19 protein-coding genes are annotated in these 17,225 nt (G+C 37.2%); 7 read left to right on the top strand and 12 right to left on the bottom strand.

Features of this window, described 5'->3' with window-relative positions:
* The 5 genes from TPRIMZ1_RS19885 to TPRIMZ1_RS0115165 form a co-directional block, all read left to right on the top strand.
* Positions 1 to 1,470: tetratricopeptide repeat protein (locus TPRIMZ1_RS19885; RefSeq protein ID WP_157784282.1), on the top strand; the 1,470-nt coding region annotated here is incomplete at its 5' end.
* 177 nt (positions 1,471 to 1,647) lie between these two features.
* A complete protein-coding gene (locus TPRIMZ1_RS0115180; protein ID WP_010262023.1) occupies positions 1,648 to 1,926 on the top strand; it encodes a hypothetical protein in 279 nt (92 codons plus the stop codon).
* Between the two features lie 47 nt (positions 1,927 to 1,973).
* Positions 1,974 to 2,132, top strand: coding sequence for a hypothetical protein (locus TPRIMZ1_RS20580; protein ID WP_157784280.1), 159 nt, complete (start codon positions 1,974 to 1,976; stop codon positions 2,130 to 2,132).
* Positions 2,133 to 2,175: 43 nt separating this feature from the next.
* On the top strand, positions 2,176 to 2,931 hold the full coding sequence (locus TPRIMZ1_RS0115170; protein ID WP_010262019.1) for a J domain-containing protein: 756 nt from the start codon (positions 2,176 to 2,178) through the stop codon (positions 2,929 to 2,931).
* 102 nt (positions 2,932 to 3,033) lie between these two features.
* Entirely contained in the window at positions 3,034 to 3,513 is a 480-nt protein-coding gene (locus tag TPRIMZ1_RS0115165) for a hypothetical protein (RefSeq protein WP_010262016.1), read from the top strand.
* Between the two features lie 152 nt (positions 3,514 to 3,665).
* Here TPRIMZ1_RS0115165 and TPRIMZ1_RS0115160 read toward each other — a convergent pair whose 3' ends face one another.
* From TPRIMZ1_RS0115160 to TPRIMZ1_RS20905, 6 genes are all read right to left on the bottom strand, one after another.
* Positions 3,666 to 4,547 carry a DUF6602 domain-containing protein gene (locus TPRIMZ1_RS0115160; RefSeq protein WP_026043750.1) on the bottom strand — a complete coding sequence of 294 codons (882 nt, stop codon included), beginning with the start codon at positions 4,545 to 4,547 and terminating at the stop codon, positions 3,666 to 3,668.
* A gap of 159 nt (positions 4,548 to 4,706) precedes the next feature.
* A complete protein-coding gene (locus TPRIMZ1_RS0115155) occupies positions 4,707 to 5,522 on the bottom strand; it encodes a hypothetical protein (protein WP_010262010.1) in 816 nt (271 codons plus the stop codon).
* 223 nt (positions 5,523 to 5,745) lie between these two features.
* Entirely contained in the window at positions 5,746 to 7,365 is a 1,620-nt protein-coding gene (locus TPRIMZ1_RS0115145; RefSeq protein ID WP_010262005.1) for an N-6 DNA methylase, read from the bottom strand.
* Entirely contained in the window at positions 7,362 to 10,388 is a 3,027-nt protein-coding gene (locus TPRIMZ1_RS0115140; RefSeq protein ID WP_010262002.1) for an Eco57I restriction-modification methylase domain-containing protein, read from the bottom strand. The genes TPRIMZ1_RS0115145 and TPRIMZ1_RS0115140 overlap by 4 nt, the downstream gene beginning before the upstream one ends.
* Positions 10,389 to 10,504: 116 nt before the next feature.
* Entirely contained in the window at positions 10,505 to 10,729 is a 225-nt protein-coding gene (locus TPRIMZ1_RS0115135) for a hypothetical protein (protein WP_010261999.1), read from the bottom strand.
* A gap of 99 nt (positions 10,730 to 10,828) precedes the next feature.
* Entirely contained in the window at positions 10,829 to 11,014 is a 186-nt protein-coding gene (locus tag TPRIMZ1_RS20905; protein WP_010261997.1) for a hypothetical protein, read from the bottom strand.
* A 362-nt stretch (positions 11,015 to 11,376) separates the two neighbouring features.
* Between TPRIMZ1_RS20905 and TPRIMZ1_RS0115125 the strand changes: the two genes are divergently transcribed.
* Positions 11,377 to 11,964: a helix-turn-helix domain-containing protein gene (locus TPRIMZ1_RS0115125; RefSeq protein WP_157784278.1), complete on the top strand. Its 588-nt coding sequence runs from the start codon at positions 11,377 to 11,379 to the stop codon at positions 11,962 to 11,964.
* Between the two features lie 445 nt (positions 11,965 to 12,409).
* Here the strand turns inward: TPRIMZ1_RS0115125 and TPRIMZ1_RS0115120 are convergent, their stop codons facing one another.
* The 4 genes from TPRIMZ1_RS0115120 to TPRIMZ1_RS0115105 form a co-directional block, all read right to left on the bottom strand.
* Complete coding sequence (locus TPRIMZ1_RS0115120) at positions 12,410 to 12,823, bottom strand: NUDIX hydrolase (protein WP_157784276.1); 414 nt, start codon at positions 12,821 to 12,823, stop codon at positions 12,410 to 12,412.
* A complete protein-coding gene (locus tag TPRIMZ1_RS0115115; RefSeq protein ID WP_026043748.1) occupies positions 12,804 to 13,163 on the bottom strand; it encodes a hypothetical protein in 360 nt (119 codons plus the stop codon). Before TPRIMZ1_RS0115115 ends, TPRIMZ1_RS0115120 begins: the two co-directional genes overlap by 20 nt.
* A 356-nt stretch (positions 13,164 to 13,519) precedes the next feature.
* Positions 13,520 to 13,795, bottom strand: a complete 276-nt coding sequence (locus TPRIMZ1_RS0115110) for a BrnA antitoxin family protein (RefSeq protein ID WP_010261991.1) — start codon at positions 13,793 to 13,795, stop codon at positions 13,520 to 13,522.
* The gene (locus tag TPRIMZ1_RS0115105) at positions 13,767 to 14,090 is read right to left on the bottom strand and encodes a BrnT family toxin (RefSeq protein ID WP_010261990.1); all 324 of its coding nucleotides are present in this window, start codon (positions 14,088 to 14,090) and stop codon (positions 13,767 to 13,769) included. Before TPRIMZ1_RS0115105 ends, TPRIMZ1_RS0115110 begins: the two co-directional genes overlap by 29 nt.
* A 324-nt stretch (positions 14,091 to 14,414) precedes the next feature.
* Between TPRIMZ1_RS0115105 and TPRIMZ1_RS0115100 the strand changes: the two genes are divergently transcribed.
* On the top strand, positions 14,415 to 16,220 hold the full coding sequence (locus tag TPRIMZ1_RS0115100; RefSeq protein WP_010261987.1) for a KAP NTPase P-loop domain-containing protein: 1,806 nt from the start codon (positions 14,415 to 14,417) through the stop codon (positions 16,218 to 16,220).
* Positions 16,221 to 16,244: 24 nt separating this feature from the next.
* Here the strand turns inward: TPRIMZ1_RS0115100 and TPRIMZ1_RS0115095 are convergent, their stop codons facing one another.
* Positions 16,245 to 16,514 (bottom strand): nucleotidyl transferase AbiEii/AbiGii toxin family protein, encoded by a 270-nt coding sequence (locus TPRIMZ1_RS0115095; RefSeq protein ID WP_010261983.1) that lies wholly within the window; start codon positions 16,512 to 16,514, stop codon positions 16,245 to 16,247.
* Positions 16,505 to 17,107 carry a type IV toxin-antitoxin system AbiEi family antitoxin domain-containing protein gene (locus TPRIMZ1_RS0115090; RefSeq protein ID WP_010261980.1) on the bottom strand — a complete coding sequence of 201 codons (603 nt, stop codon included), beginning with the start codon at positions 17,105 to 17,107 and terminating at the stop codon, positions 16,505 to 16,507. Before TPRIMZ1_RS0115090 ends, TPRIMZ1_RS0115095 begins: the two co-directional genes overlap by 10 nt.
* Positions 17,108 to 17,225: the final 118 nt, after the last annotated feature.

Genomic DNA, 17,225 nt, shown 5'->3' with positions numbered 1-17,225 from the left:
ATTGCCTTTGTATTATGCGGGGACGCTACTGATCAATTACTCCATTCTGAAAAAACGGCGGGCTCAAATCTCCGCTACGATATTGAAATCAATCTTAAAGAAGCGGTTTTTGGATGCAAAGTAGAAATTCAATATTCCCGGAATGAAGTTTGCTCTATCTGCAAGGGTTCCGGGACGCTAATCAATTCAGAAAGAAATATTTGTCCCACATGTTCCGGGTTAGGCATACAAAAAAACCGACAGAAAATCATAGTCACCATCCCTCCAGGGACAGAAAATGGCAAGCAGATGGTTATATCTGGGCAAGGAGACGCAGGTACTAATGGGGGCCAAACTGGGGATCTCTTTATCTTTATTCAGGTCAAGGCCCACGAATATTTTGAGCGTCAGGATCAGGACTTATTCTTTGCAGTCCCGATTTCTGTTTCCCAGGCAAAACTTGGAGCAGAGGTCAGTGTAAACACCCTTGACGGAAAACCCATTAAGGTAAAAATTCCTTCCGGGATAGAGGATGGTAAATTATTACGGATCAGGAACGAGGGAGTTCCCTTAACAAATGGCCGAGGCTGTCTTTATATGAAGATAGTATTTTCAAAAATTCAAGGAGAAAATAGTAACCCCAAACTCATCCCCCTGTCAGAACTTTTTGTTAATGATGCTAAGATTCATTATGCTCGAGGTGAAGCCGCATACAACCACAAAAATTGGGACACTGCCTTAAATGAAATTTCTGAAGCAATCAGGATCAATCCCAATTATGTGAATGCTTATGTTGCCCGTGGGGTTGTGTATGAAAGAAAACAGGACTATGACCATGCCATAGCGGACTATACCGAGGCTATCAAGCTCGATCCCAATTATGCGGGTACTTATTTCAATCGTGGAAATGCGTATGAGGGAAAGCAGGACTATGACCATGCCATAGCGGACTATACCATGGCAATCAGACTTGATCCCAATTATGCGAATACTCATGTTGTCCGTGGAATTGTGTATGGCTACAAGCAGGACTACGACCATGCCATAGCGGACTTTACCGAGGCTATCAGGCTTAAGCCTGATTATACAAGTGCTTATTCTAACCGTGCGGTTACGTATAATAAAAAGCAGGACTACGATCATGCCATAGCGGACTATACCGAGGCTATCAGGCTCGATCCCAATTATGCGGGTACTTATTTTAATCGTGGAATTGCGTATGGCTACAAACAGGACTACGACCATGCCATAGCGGACTATACCGAGGCTATCAGGCTAAAGCCTGATTATACAGATGCTTATAATAACCGTGGGGGTGCGTATGGCTACAAGCAGGACTATGACCATGCCATAGCGGACTTTACCGAGGCCATCAGGCTAAAGCCTGATTATACAGATGCTTATAATAACCGTGGAAATGTCTACAAGGCAAAAGGCGCCCAATCATTGGCTGCCGCAGATTATGCTATGGCTAAACAACTTTCTTCATAAAATAATTACTGCTTGGGTATATCTTCCCCCCGTTTTTAGTTATAGCCCGGCGAGGGAGCAAAACACAAGTCTAGACCTATCCAATTTATATTAATGGAGTTATACGCAAGAATACCGAAAATATACTAAGCATTGACAATAACATTTTAAAGATATAGAGTATTTTGGGGGTTATATATGTTTGAAGTAAATGGTAGTGCTTTGTATCAATTTATTTGTGATAATTGCGGTGAAATATTTACAGACTGGCGGTTTCATCAAAATGGCTCAGTGGAAAACCGGGATGGCTTTATTAGAGCAGCGAAAATGGCTGGTTGGAAAATTGATGAAAATAATATTGGAACTGCTGGTGTTGTAGATACTACTGATTTTTGTTCTGCCACATGCCAAAACAAATTTTATAGTGAAGAACAAACTGATGATGAATTTGAAATGCCTGGAAACGAAGATGAATAAATATATTAAAGACGATTTTTATTACACATTTATAAGGAGGATATATTGTGGAAATTGTTGCGGTTATCACAGTGGCAGCAGTAGTTTTGTTAGGAAACCAGATATGGAAAATGACACACTATCCTACCGGCAGAAGGTCTTTTAAGGGACTATTAATATTGATAGCTATTGTCATCGTCGGGTTTGCAATGGTGGTTGGCAAATAATTCAAGTTTATTCATTTACGAGAAAGGGGGATGAATTTACATCATGGAAAAATATTTTAATATATTAGAAATTTCACCCACGGCTACTATTATTGAAATAAAACACGCATACAAGCAAAAAATAGAATCTCTACATATCAATGGTTATAAAAATGATACAGAAGCAGAAACAAAAGAAATTGTTGATGCCTATAATAACATAATGAACCATTACGATGAATACCAGAAAATATTACAGGGGCAGGGAAAAAAAGAGCAGCAAGACAGTGGAAAAAAACAACAAGCAAATATACAGAAAACAATTAATACCACTGGACAGCAAGTAAAAACAAAGAGCCGTATAGGTAAACAAAAAAAACATCATATAAAACAAAATTTTTATTCTGGCAATCTCTTAAAACCAAAAATCTCAGAGAAGATAATCTATTATATCGGACAGATTCCGAGTTATATAAGAAATATACCTATTCTTGGAGGATTGCTAAGAATTCTTATAAAAGGAATATTTTGGGTAATAATTGCACTTTTGACGGTACTCATATTATGGTGTATAATTTGTATAATAATAAATAATAGTGTTCCTAACGGTGTAAATGCTTTTATACACGGTAAATTTCTTGGTTTTGTTATTAATTGGTATGTAAAAAGTTTTGGATATTTAACAAGGGGGGACATAAATGGGGTTCTTATCGGGTTACTGAGAATATTTGCTCCTTTGGCATTATTTGGGCTAGGAACAGAAGAAGTTGGAGAATTTTACGATAAAAAGGGGAATAAATATACAATAATAAAGAAATAATTGGAAATACAACTTTATATTTAAATGGTGGAATATCAGATTAGACATGAATTTTATGGGCTAATGGTTAAAATGAATATGTTTCGCATAAGGAGGTAAGTAATGCGAAAAAAGTTTCTGGCAGGCATCTTATTTTTTTTGATTAGCGTAGCCGCTTTCGCGGAGGGCTACAGCTTTCTTTTATTAATTTTTCAGGGACCGCGCAACGTAGTTGCTTCTAACTATCTTGTCGATCTTTCTCTTAAACAAGAGTATCGTGTCCGTTTTAGATTCAGAATTTATGGTTTACTTACCGAGTGGGTAAAACTTCAGCCTAGTTATACCGGAGGGACCATAACCGTTAAAGAGGCTACCCTCAGTTATTCCGATTCTAGTTACCGGGTCTATGTCGATAACATCGAGCGTTATTACATTGATCTTAGTTGGGAAAATAGTTCGACAATAACCAGTCGTATCGGTCCCTTCGAAGAGCTTTTACCTCTTGTATTTGTCGATCAAGGCAAGACCTTCCTTGGAGTAGATGTAATCCGTTTTGCCATACCTGGTCAGATACCAATTCCTACGGATTATAAAGAGTTCTAATTAGAGTCTGTCTATTAACTCAATTTAATTATGCCAAAGTGGTTTCGGTCATAACCCAAAAATTAAGATGTTGAGGATTTTCTTGACACATGCGTTGTACCCATCATTGATAAGCGTGCAAAGGAATAAAGTTTCTTACCTACAGGTAATTATTAGGATGAAAAAATAGGGCGTGTATTTAAACCTAAGTACTCAACAAAGTCATATTCATATTTCCACGCAAAATTGACACCTTTGGAAATATGTACGAAAAATTGAAGTATATGCCAAAATGGATCTTTTTCGTTTATGAAAATATAATTTTGTCTGGTTTTTACAATACCAAAATTTTTTCTAATATGAACTGGATAAGAGTAAGCAACTAATTCTTCCAAAATATAATTTTTTTTAACTAAAAATTCCTTATATTCCTTACTTGCTTGGTTAAAATCAAGAGCATATAACATCTCTGCTTGCTCAATATTCAATACTGTATTATGCCAATATTTACGTTCAATATTTTTATAAATATCCTCATATTTAATTTTTTTTATATCAAAATCAACCCTGTTACAAATTAAAAATGTTATCATATGAGAATATTCTTCCCAATCGAAATATTTATTTTCTATAGGATTTATGCGGTCATTTTGCATCTTTTTTATTTCCGCAAGTTTCAGTAATGCTTCAATAAATTCACTCCTAGTTAGATTGGATTTCACTTCGCCAACAGCAACTACCTCCTCTACCGGAAACATATTAGCGTAGTTTTCTGATATGATAGGGGTTAGATTTGAATTATATATGATAATATCGCATTGAGTACTAATTTCATTATTTTTTGTAATAACAAAACCATCAGAAATGCTTACGTTTGGGCGAAGCATCGCACGTAATATTCTCTTAGTTACTTTTTCTCGATAATGGCCATATTCACCTGGGTGAAACAGTTTTCCGCTTTCAGTCTTAAACAGTTTTGGCGCATCTTCCGAGAATGTCTTTACAAAAGTCTCTAAATCTCTTTGCAATATAGTCCTGTAAATATCACTAGCCATATTATCCCCTAATCCTATAGTTTTAAGTCCATATTTTATGATAATTAATATATCGTATTTTATCAAGCCTTGTCTTTTATCTACATACTTGTATCGTGTAATAATATGAATTTATATCATGGCAGTATCTCTGTTATAAAGGTTTTTTCAGAAGCTTCACTATATGTCATTTCCACTTTTTTTATCATTTAATTTTTCTTCTATTTTTTTACCAAAACTATTTATATTATTTAATCTCATTAGTGTTAAATGCAAGCCGTCATAACTTATTTCATTTCGTTTTAATAAAAAATAAGCATAATGATGTAATGTCCATAACTCATCATTTCCATTTTTTAATGTCAGCAGTAGTAAAATACTCAGAAGCTCAGGATTACCACTTACAAAATTATTATTAAGTTGTAATATTATGTATTTTTCATCATTAATACAAAGATACGTATCCCCCGTATGATACGGTTTAGCATCAAATAATATTTTATTCTCATTCTCAAAATGACCTATTATTACCATTCTATTAAATATTATTTGATCAATATATGACTTCCCAATATTTTTAATGTTCGACTTGATAATTATTTTTTTATTGTTATTACCATTTATTTGGGTTTCTTTTGTATCTAACAAATGAATATATTCAACCCTATTTATTTTTATACTATCTTCCGTTAATAAATATTTTATTTGGGGAATATTTTCAAATGATTCTATTGCCAATAATGCTTTTTGCATTTTAAATAATTCTTCCTGCATTTTTCTATTTTCATCTTTAAATACTTTATTTTGATATAATGCTATCAATCCGATAAGCATTGTAGCGATGGCGCTTATATACGTTCCAAAAAAATTTAACCAATCAGATTTAGTTAATTCAGGAAATCCGGTTGTAAAAGGTCCATCATATATAAATATCATATATATGATAGGATACAATACAACTGCGATCATTATAAATAATAAAATTGTCTTTTTCATGCTTTTTCCTTATTTGATTGTTTTATTATTATCCTATCAATATCGTAATACCATACATTATAATCGTATATTGATTTTATCGATTCCATCCATTCATTAAAAGCTTTTCGATTTTTGGTATAGTCACTAATAACAAAAAACACGAATAGCGAATCAAATTTAACACTAGAAACTTTCATTGTTGAAATATTCCATATTCCATAAGTCACGTTTCATAACTCCATTATAAATCACGCTTCATCTTCCTAGCGATCCTTCTATCTCGTAGTTTTAACCAAATGTCATGTAATGTTTTAATTTCCTTTATTTTAAGACCTAACCCATTACGTAATAGTACATCATCGGTATATGTTAATATCTGATCGATTTCACCGTTGCGTAACCAAGAGTCAACCTTAGAAAAATCAAGTTTTTCAGCTCCAATCATTGGGATTCGCAGTTTTCTTATTTCTCCTGGTTCGAATGTTAGGACGCCTCCTCCATAACTTCGACCGATAGTCTCAGACAAGGATAAAGTAAGCGTATTCATAAACGCCGCTGCCACTAATCGACCATCAACATTATCTAAAAATCTAATTTTATGAAGTGTATCGGTTACAAGTGCATCTGTCTCATTAAGAATAATTTTTGTAAAAAGATTAGCCTGACGTATTAGAAAAGCTTCTGGCAACCAAGTCTTTGGAACAATATACCACCGCTTTCTAATGCGACACTTGTAGTTTCTGTGAAACCCAGACTTTTCGCCATATTTGATATAGGTCTGTTCTTCTTTTGATAGCTCATCAAAAGGCTTATCATTAGGATTGAATAAGAAAACTCTTTTGTTTCTATTTGTAATCTCGTCTAAGCTATTATTTGAGAATAGCAAACCACTAACCTGTTCCGCTTTACTGACAATAGGTATAACATGTTTATATAGGTTAAAACGATCAACAATTTCTTTGCCAATAACAAAAAAGTCATTCTCACCACTCACTAGCCCGACATTAACTTCAAAAAGATCTGTGGTTAGACTTAAGCGAGGATCATTAGCCAGCTTTTTTAATAGACACAACTCATTATTGGAAAGATAATATTTGATCCATTTCTCAGAACTATGATCTAACTCTTTTACTTCAAAAGTATCAAGAGTAGTCACTCCTTGAATCAAATCTTCTATGCCCTGTAGTTCTATTACTCGAATACCTTTCTGTTTAGATTTTCTTTCACCTAGCAAAAGTACGACTTCTTGTTGTATGTCATCAAAGATAAGCTGTTTAAATGTTATAAGAATAAGACTATCAAAATACTCACTAATGAAACTTCTTGCTTCAGCAGCATAATCTACCTGAAAGAGTTCCGCAGGTATCACCATACCAATACGCCCTTTATCAGTTAATGCTTTGCACGATAATAATAAAAAAGGCAGCCAAATATTTGTAAGCCTATTTGGATGAAACCCATGCTTTTGCATGAGTTCAAAAGCAATCTTTCTATACTTTTCATTAAAATTTTGATATCTAATGAATGGGGGGTTCCCAGCAACAACATCATAGAGTGAATTATGTTTATGATAATATGTAAAATAATCTCCGTTGATAACAGTAGCAGGATATTTCGCTGCTTTCCGTGCTTCTGAAGAATCAAGTTCAATCCCTATAGTTTGGGTCAATATGGACTTTTTAGAACACCCCAGTTCAGCTAATCTACTGCAAATGTCTTCTAAAAAACTACCGTCACCACAGCTTGGCTCCAGTACAGTATCCGTTGAAGATCTAATAGCCCATTCTGTTATAAATTTTGTTATCACTTTCGGGGTATAATAGCCACCGCGCAGTTTGTCGTATACTTCAACAGGTTTCATAAATTCACCTGTGCATCATTTGTAACTTCATAAAAGGAATTAATGACGCTTTCTATTCTATTTGCTCTAGTGATGACAGCTCTGTCAAGCATGCTTTTTTCTGCTTTGGTTTTAGCTACATTTTTCTTTTTGGACAGTTCCATGATACCGCGAACATCTTGTACGATTTCTGCATGAGATCTTGCCTCATTTGGATTGCTAAAATCAATTTTATATATTGGTAAAGAAGCAACAAACTGCTTACCATGCGAATAGTAGTCACCTCTAAAAGTACTTGCACTTGCTTTTACAATGTATTCCATCAGCCAAAAGTTCAATAGTGCCTGAATGTAAAAAATGGACATCTGCGTATCTGGGCGAATCAGAAGTCCATAATATGGTCCGTTACCACCTCCGGTGAAAGTGATTACCTCATCATCAAATACATAATTAGAGTCGGTTGATAAGACTGGCCAAATCAAATGTTCTCCACTAAAAAAACGTTGGATGCTTTGACTGCGACCATATGCATACCAATTAGATTCTGTTCGGTTAGGCATATTCCTTACTGCAAGCTCATCTTTATATAAGTATAGATAGTGGTATGCACATGGAAATTGCGCTATCATTTCGCCAATCGTATATAATACAGGTTTTCCATTAATAGCCTTGTATGGAAAAATAATATAAGTGTTATGACAAATACTCTCATACTTCTTGATTTTGCAATCATAGATGCTTTTTTTCAGTATTTGCTTTTCTACCTTTTGCGGGCGATCATCCTTGTCTGTAAAATACACATATTTATTATCTTCCCGAACTTGATGGATGATATAGGTTGTATCAGCACTAGTTTGAACACCGACAAATATCTCAGTTAAGGCATCTAGCCTGACACAGTGCTGCGAGACCTTTTTCAAAGCAGCTTTAATCGATCCCGGTATGAAAGTCCACGGAGCTGTACTTAGGACTGATGATTTATATGTATCGTATATTGTCGTATGATCAAAAAGAAATTTACTCCAATTATCAACAAATCCAATTTCGAATGTTTCTTGTCCCCCAACCGTTAATATTATAACACATGTGTAAGTCGATCGTCCGGGAAATACTTGATGGGTTCCGAAATGCGCAACCTTCTTGATTACTTTACGTTCGGAAAGCCATTTGCGTAGCGTTACACCAGATTTCGTATTCATGAATCTATGCGGGACAATATATCCAAGAAAGCCCTTGTTGGATAATAATGAAAGGGCACGTTCAATGAATAAATAATATTTATCTAGCAATTCTGCTGAAGCTGTTTCATATACTGAAGCATCAGCTTTGTAATATCGATACTCTTCTGGAGAATAGTGAACCATTTTTTGAACGCGAATATATGGCGGATTACCAATAATTGCGTCAAATGTTGTGTGTTTAAATTCATGATCCCAATCGAACATTTTGATTTTTGCCAATAAACTCATATCTTCAAGAATTGCGCTATTAAATTCAGTGTATGTACTATCAATCAGACTATTGCCATTTTTGATGTTTTCACTTAAATCTGGTAGAGCTTTCTGCCTGCTTGCTAATATATATTCATCAAGTTCATCAACTGAAACATTTTCGAGCAATTTAAGCAAAAGACTCAGCTTCGTGACTTCAGTAGCAAGAGCATCTATATCGACACCGAAGATATTATTTATAAGTATCTGACGCTTGATGGCATAAGACAGATTAAAAGTCTGCACATCTGCGGTAGGCAGAAGAAATCCACGATGCAAATAATCATCTAGCGAAACACTTTTGTAATACTCAATATAATGGTTAACAATATACTCAAAAGCCGACACCAGAAAATTTCCAGAGCCACAACAAATATCGGCGATATGATAGCTTGATATTTCGTCTGGTGTCTTGCCATAAAATAGCTGCAAAAGAGTTTCTTCAACAATAAAATCTGCAATGTTCTTTGGAGTGTTGACCGTACCCTGAGAATCCACAGCTTCTGGTTTTTCCTCACAACTAATAGACCCATCTTCGGTTATGGTGATGGTTTCAATAAGGAAGATTTCATATATTTGACCTATGATATAAGGATCTACCACACTGAATTCATATGAACCATTCGGGTAATAAAGGTCCCTGAAAATATCTACGATAACATTATCTGATATAATTAGAGTCTGCTCGTCAATTAAATCAAACAAGCCTGAGTCGTATTTTCGATCGGCAATAATAAACAATTCTTTTAACTGAGGATAAGTAGTGATTGCTTTGAGTGCCTCGAATTGTTCAAAACTGCGATCTTCACATATACGCAAGAATACGATGCGGTTTAGAATTTTCTGTACAAATATATTCAGTTCTTCTGTGTTCAAATAGCTGTTGTTAATTAGGAGGTCTTGGCTTAGAACATTACGCCAACGCCGTATTTGATTCAAAAAATAATCATCAAAGGGCTCTTTCATCAGTGATGAATTAATATTTGAAAATCTGTCAGCAAATATGCCTGACACTACAGCATCCTTAGAAATTAGAGAGAATATCTCCTCGAACTTATCAGCGTAGTCAGTGTAATGATAATGGGCAACTAGCGCTTTGTTCGCAGGGTCATTTTCAAGAGGACGAATTGAGCAATCATAAATCAGTAAATCCGTGAAGTTCGTAAGGATTGAGACGGACAGATTTCCACTCCACCCATAGCGTCTCAACTGAAATGCAGGTTCAGTCGCTGTTTTTATATCCACGGCAGGTTTTTTTGTTTCCAAAAAAAAACACGATTCTGTTCCAGCACGAAAACAATAATCAGGGCGTTTCTTTCGACTCTCGCCAGCTTCTTCTACAACGACATTTGCTTCATGCTTGACTTCTCGGAGGTGCTGTGGTAATCTCCTCTCATTAAGGACATCCCATCCTAGAGCTTGAAACAAAGGGTTCACAAAATCCACACGAACTTCTGTCTCGTTATAAGTTGAGCGATGATACTGTTCGTAATGTGACTCATATGTTTCAACAAGAATTCCAATTTTTTTGATTTGTGTTATAAAATCTGGCATAGAGATTCCCCCTGGACTTCCTGACCGAACAGATAAATGGAACCCTTTTTCTTTATAATATGCCATCTAATGCGAGAACCCACGATATCACCGATTATTGTACTTAACACTTAGTCTTATTTCCCTGGCTTAGACCCAATCAGCGTAAAAGACAGTCCACATTGATACCGCTCCCCGCTTTCCGGGTTGGTGGTTTTTTCGGAGGCATAGTAGCCAACCGAACCGGTGGAAAAGTCTTTAGCCTGGGCGTATAGGGTGGTCCAGACCTTGCCATCGCTGTCCTTAATGGAAATTTCGAGAAACTTCGGGGCTTTGTGGTCTCTTTTCGCTGGTTCAGGCATAAAAATTTCCTTTATTTATGGCTATATTATACCCTCAAACCTTATACACGCAAGTAACTACACGCCCCCCAATCCGCAGATTTTCCAGTTCCTCCCCGGTTATTTGCCGGAGGGGATAAGCGGCGTTAGCGCTGATGAGGGAGACTGATCTCGGGGCAGGTCGTCAAAGGACACGCGCTTGACCCGTAGGGCGATGTCCAGGGACAGGACATAGATACCATTACCTTCGGTTTGGCCGGGATGGTATACAACGGCATCACCATTGTGTATGTGTTCGTCTATCATGGAGTCTCCCCGGCGACAATAGGCGGCCCAGAGGTTTTCGCGGTGGTAAGGCTTAATAATCGAAGGATCAGAGCTATACTCGTAAAAAAGGTGTGAAGGGAGTTTCCATCACCATATAAGAGGGGATCAGTTACATATAGTTGACACGATTTATAAAATATTCAATAAAGGTAATATTATATAATTATATTTTAATATAGTATAGGAATATTTTAACATAGTATCATTTATCCTTATCGAATGCCATAAAATGATTCTAAATGTATGTTATGGATTTACAGTTTTTAAAGATTATTCAGTAATTTTTATAAATCATTTCTTATATCTATACATTATTGTAAATACTTTATATAATATAAATTATGAAGAATAAAAAAGGGAAATTATCTAGGTTCCAATATTCGGTTTTTAAAAAGCAATGTGATGTACTACGCAGAGAAAAAGGCGTTACAATGGAAAAAATGGCTTTAGATCTAGGCATGGTAACTAAAACCAAGGAAGGCTTGGAAAAGGGGAAACAAGCACGGCTTTCGCAATATGAAAATAACCCTAATGGGATGTCTCTTGAACTTGTCATTAAGTATGCTGAATATTTTGGACTAAAAGAGGGTAAAAAATTTACCTTTATTCATGAGGCTCTAAAGTCCTCAAAGAAAATCATCATAGATGACAATATTTTTAAGGGAGAAAGTTGGGAAAATTTTATCCTCACAGTTGCAAGTATTTTGTCCCCTAATAGCTATGTGCCGGGGAAAACCGTTGAGCCCATTGATGAAGAGGAACCAGATATTGAGTCCATTGAAGAAGAAGAATCAGATCCTGAGCCCCTTATAGATCTACTAAAAGAAATAGGTGATAAAATGAGAGATGAAAAAAAAGCTTCGCCGGAAATGGACCATACTCTTCAGAGGAGGAAAGTTGCCGTGATTAAAAAAACAGGAACAAAATAGTGGGAGATAAAAAGATACAAATTAAGGGGCCCCAAGGTGTACCGCCTCTTAGTGCATTTTGCCAAAAATCAACCCCAAATCTACTCTTTCCTCTCCCCGGCAAACCCATTTAAGTACCTTACTGTCAACAAAACTGTCAACAAAATCTTGACTTTGTTGACAGTAAATGATACTGTCTTAGGCGAGGCTTGTATTAGATAAGTCTTTATATTATAAGCAGTTAGACGTTTTTTGATAGTTCTAAACGATGGGCTTTCCCTGAGACTGTTAACCACTGGGTCCGTGGTTCAAACCCGCGCGGGGGAGCGTTTAGGCCGTCCATAAGGACGGCCCTTTTTTGCTTTAGCGGGTTTGAACCACGGTTCCTACTCCGGCTTTAGCCCGCAAGGGACAGCGTCTTTTCCAGGCGGAAAAGACGCTGCTAATGCCTCCGCCCCGTTAATTATCAATTTACCAGGAGTTCGTAGGTATCGCTCTTGTATTCTGAAATAAACTTTTCTGAAAATCCCGGTGCAGAACTAGTAGCTGCCCGAACCACAAGTTTATTAAAGGAGTGGACTTCGGGATCGGCAAGAAAATCTTCAAGGGGTATCCACAGGCACTCGGAAATTTCGCCTGAGTCCATAGTGATCTCCGTGGAAAGGGCTGAAAGGCGGCAGACAAAATAAATATCCGATTTACCGTAACGATACCCGTGCCAATGGCGCAGGCAAACAATGGACTCAAACTTTGCGTCAACACCTGTTTCCTCTTTTACCTCACGGATAACCGCCGTGCTGATATGTTCCCCAGCGAGGAGTGCACCGCCAGGCAATTTGAGATGCCGTCCGGGTCGCTGTTTATACTTTTCGGATACCACAAGGAGCCCCCCCATCCTCCCGCAAAACGACACCTCCCGCCCCTACATAATGGGTCGCGAAGGGGGGAATAGTGGAACCCGGTATAAGGGTGTAAGTCATTTGCAGACTATCTTCCAAGGCATGATGAAAAACAAAGCCAAGAGCCACCGCTATAGGTATCAATGCAGCCTGTGAGCGCGCAGTGGAAAGCCATACAACCTTTGCCCCCTCGGAAGCCCAAACCCTGAGGCTGTACTCAAGCCGGGCAGCAAACTCATCAGGGATTTCTGGCAGATCCGTGGGCTCTACAATCACCCCACCATAGATATTTTTTGTTGCGTTTATAATTTCGGTATTCATATTTCCCCTAAAAATTGTCCTATGTATGACAATAATATCACGGTTGAGCCCTCAATTTTAAGGGGTTCCCATCCTTGCCTTGCCCCTTCTATCAAGGTTATACTAGAAAAGTCGAGGGAAAGGAGATTTTTGCCCTTAACCAGAGCAAAGGAGGCCTTTTTTGGCCGTAAAGAAGTCGGAAATCTACAGTTCCCTAAACATTCAAGATCGAAAAACAAAATTATTAGATGTTACAAGTGTTTTAATACCGCCTCTTAGTGCATTTCCGCTAAACCAAACGGACGGCCCCTCTCTTTACTAAATGGTTCTGTCTTAAAAAGTTCGGAAACTTCTACATCCGCCCGCCAATTTTTATCCTATTCATGTCTTTCCGTGGTCTGTAACATGACATCCCGAAGCGCCGCATTAATCCGACTTTGGTACCCTTTCCCATAAGCTTTGAACCAAGCCAAAACATCGGCATCTAAACGAATCTGAACCGCCTTCTTAACCGGCCTGAAATACTCTGGGTGCCTCGGCTTCATCTTCTTCAGTTCTTCCTCGGTTAATACCGGACAATCAGAAAAATCAGTATTCTTAAATGCCTTTATTTCGGCAATCCGTTCAAGTGTTAAAGTTTTTACGCCATTCATAATACATTCTCTCCTCAGCGGGTTCAGCAGGTCGTACTGAAATGATCCTTGTCCGGCCACTACCCGGTTCTGTATATGACAGGTACAGAATAATAAAATCCTGCAACTCTGCTAAACCCCTATACCGGGTTTCTTCAACAGTTGAATGGGTTTCATCATATAATTCAAGGATATAGGGATCATCAAAAGCGGGCAATATTTCAGCGAAATATAAACCATGTAGTTCCTTATTAATCTTACTCTTATCATCATCCCACTCAAAGAGCCCATCCGTACTGATGACCGTTTTACCCATTCGATACCCTACAATAATGTATACACAAATTTGCCAAAAATCAACCCCAAATCTACTCTTTTCCCTCCTCGGCAAACCCCACACATTGGGCTCCACAGGGCGACAGGCATACCGCTCCTGGAGGCCACTATAGGGCATACCACCTATTCAAGGGAGCCGGGAAAATGGTAGTTTCTTCCATATTATTGCTAAAATCAATAATCGCCCTCTTAGGTTCCAATACTGAAGTTGTTCCTTGATACTAGGAGGTTTTGGTGCTTTCCAGTAAACCGGGTTTATTTCTCAAGAACACCCAAGTCTCAGATACAAGGATTGGAATTTGATATGTTTACGAAAAACGCAATTCTTACTTACATAAATAAAGAAAGAACTGATTATGCCATACTACTTACCGGCGAATGGGGCAGCGGTAAAACATATTTTATTAACAACATTCTCATTCCGGAATTAAAAGCGACCGACAAAATAGTACTCTATGAATCTATGAATGGGATTGATACTACCGAGAATTTAATAATTAAACTGATAGATAAGTATCTATTGTTCGGTAAAACAGAAAACATAGCCAGCAAGGGAATAAAAAAAATACTCCAATTTGGGAAATCAACAGAAGTATTCGATATTGATAAATATATAAAAACAATCAACCAATTCCAGTATCAATTTAAACTAAACAGAATAAATTCTGAATCCTTTAATAATACGATTATTTTTATGGATGATCTTGAACGGTTATCAAAACATGTAAATATTCAGGATCTTTTCGGCATGTTATATAATATATTTATAGCCAAGGGGGCGCGGGTGATTTTTATCACCAACGAGGCTAAGATACGAATCAAACAATACCGGAAAATAAAAGAAAAATACATCAGATATGCCTATGTTTTTGAAGCTGATCTTCGGGAACAATTCGCAGGCTGTTTGAAGTCCATAAATATAGAAAACGATCACTACGAAAAATTTATCGAAAGTAAGTATGATCTTATTGCAGATGCACTCCGACAAGCAGACCATGTTAATTTGCGTACCTTTCTTTTTTTCTGTGATATCTTTGAGGTAATATATAATGAAATTGCAGAAATAAAACATCACAATGAAATTATTGATGGATTGTTCTGTACAGCTCTGCTCCTCTCAATTGAATATAAACGCGGCATGGAGCGGGAAATAAAGAAATATCTTAAGGATTATCGGGATATTAAAATACTTAACTCATTGGAAAAAAATTCATATTTATTAGATTTTAGTACACGGTATGGACTTTCCCCCCTTGAAAAATATTTTTTCTATGACGATGGTTTAGCTGACTATATTATCAGTGGAGTTTTCAATGCGGTTAATATACAATTGATATTAAGAAATCATTTTGGTTTTAATGCGCAAGCTGCTGCAAATGATAATTATATCGCCATTGAATTTGTCAAAAATTATAAAGCCATGGAAGAGGATGAATTGGATAAAAATATAGATGTATTATTAAATTATTGTCGTGATGGATCATATCCTTCTTATTTTTATTTTGATATTTACCGGATACTTTCAACCTTATATAACGGGAGATATTATACGAAAAAATCTCTTTCGGAAATGGAAAGTGTACTGAGGATCGGTTTTAATATTGCTTTGGATAAAGAGGGAGCAAATATGAATGCAGCAATGGATGTCATTATCCCGGATACCTATCCTAGGCCCCAACGAAAAGAAAATATGACTCTTATCGAAGAATTGGAATACAAGGTGAGAGAAAAGGGATTTGTTCAAAGCTTCACAAGAAGCCAAGCCGGATTTGCGGAGCTGTTTGAGGCGGCTAACGAGAAGGAGGATAGACGATTTATACAATTATACTTAAAGTGCAATAGACAGAAATTATTTGAGGGCATTGTTAAAACAGGAAACCTTGACCGGTTCGGCGCCCTGAACAATGGTGGAATATGGTGGTTTGAAAAAATATTCGATGAGATGTCTGGCATCAGTAATACAAAAGAAGCATACCAAAACCAAATCTCCTATTTACAGCAGATACAAACATATCTTCAGAATCTTTGCAATAGTACGCCTGAGGGCTTACACAAAAGACGACTGGACGATTTACTTGTTTCCCTAGACAAGGTCATTGCAAAGTTCTAAAACCAAATAGAACCCTGGATAAATTCATTTCGACTTAATTTTTTCAATATCATTGGATAATTGTTGCAAAAGGAAATCAATATCAATGGTGGCACGGCTCTCAAAATGGGTTATTTCATAAATGAATAACCCGCCTTTCAGGATTAAATTATCCGCATAGGGGGACATAGAAAGCTTTCGTAGGAATTCTTCCTGGCAAAATAATTGGAGGTAAAGCTGAAAGGGTTCCCCGGTTGCTTTTGCTTTGTTTTTTAATCCGGCGAGTACTGCGGCGCCTTTGTCTTTTATAGCCATATCCCTATCCTGTCTTTCACTTTCTTCAGAATCCGCCGCCGTTTGGCATATTCGAGGAGTGTGGAGATGCTCCTTTTAGCATCCCCAATATATCCCTGAACCGCCTTATTGAAAATCTCCCGGTCCATCTTGTTTTCGTACCGTAGACACTCGCAGATGAGCCGGTCCCGGTCAAAAATCTGTAATGCACAATCCTGGTAATCTGCGGTAGTAACGCCATACTCAAGCTGGGTTGCTTCAAGATAATAAGGCTGGATATAAGGATAGTCCAGATGGAACCGGGCTTTGGATGCGTTCTTATTGATGGCAATATCCCAATTCAGGGGGGTTCGGTCAGAATACCGGTAATAAAAAAGGGCTGAATACATACAGATCACCCCATCGGGAAAAAGTTCGGCGATTAGGGCAGCTTCACTCCTATTTTCCATATCTTCGGTCAGGCCGTAATACCCTTGTTTGATTTTCTCGATCGCCCCGGACCGAATCCATTTTTGCAAAAGGCGATAATCAATCTTGAGGGATGCAATATCCGAGGCTCGGATAATGCCGTTTTGCGATGCCGCCAGGGCTTTTAGTTGCTCTATAGATCTCATAGTTTTATCAGAATATAACCGCTTATCGTATAATATAGCGGCATATTTCTGTAATAACTATAGAAGGAACTATAACCCTCTGTCAACTCGAAATAGACCCGTAAGGTGGCATACCACC

This window comes from Treponema primitia ZAS-1 (genome assembly GCF_000297095.1).
GTDB lineage: Bacteria > Spirochaetota > Spirochaetia > Treponematales > Breznakiellaceae > Termitinema > Termitinema primitia_A.
This window is presented reverse-complemented; position numbering and strand designations above follow the sequence as displayed.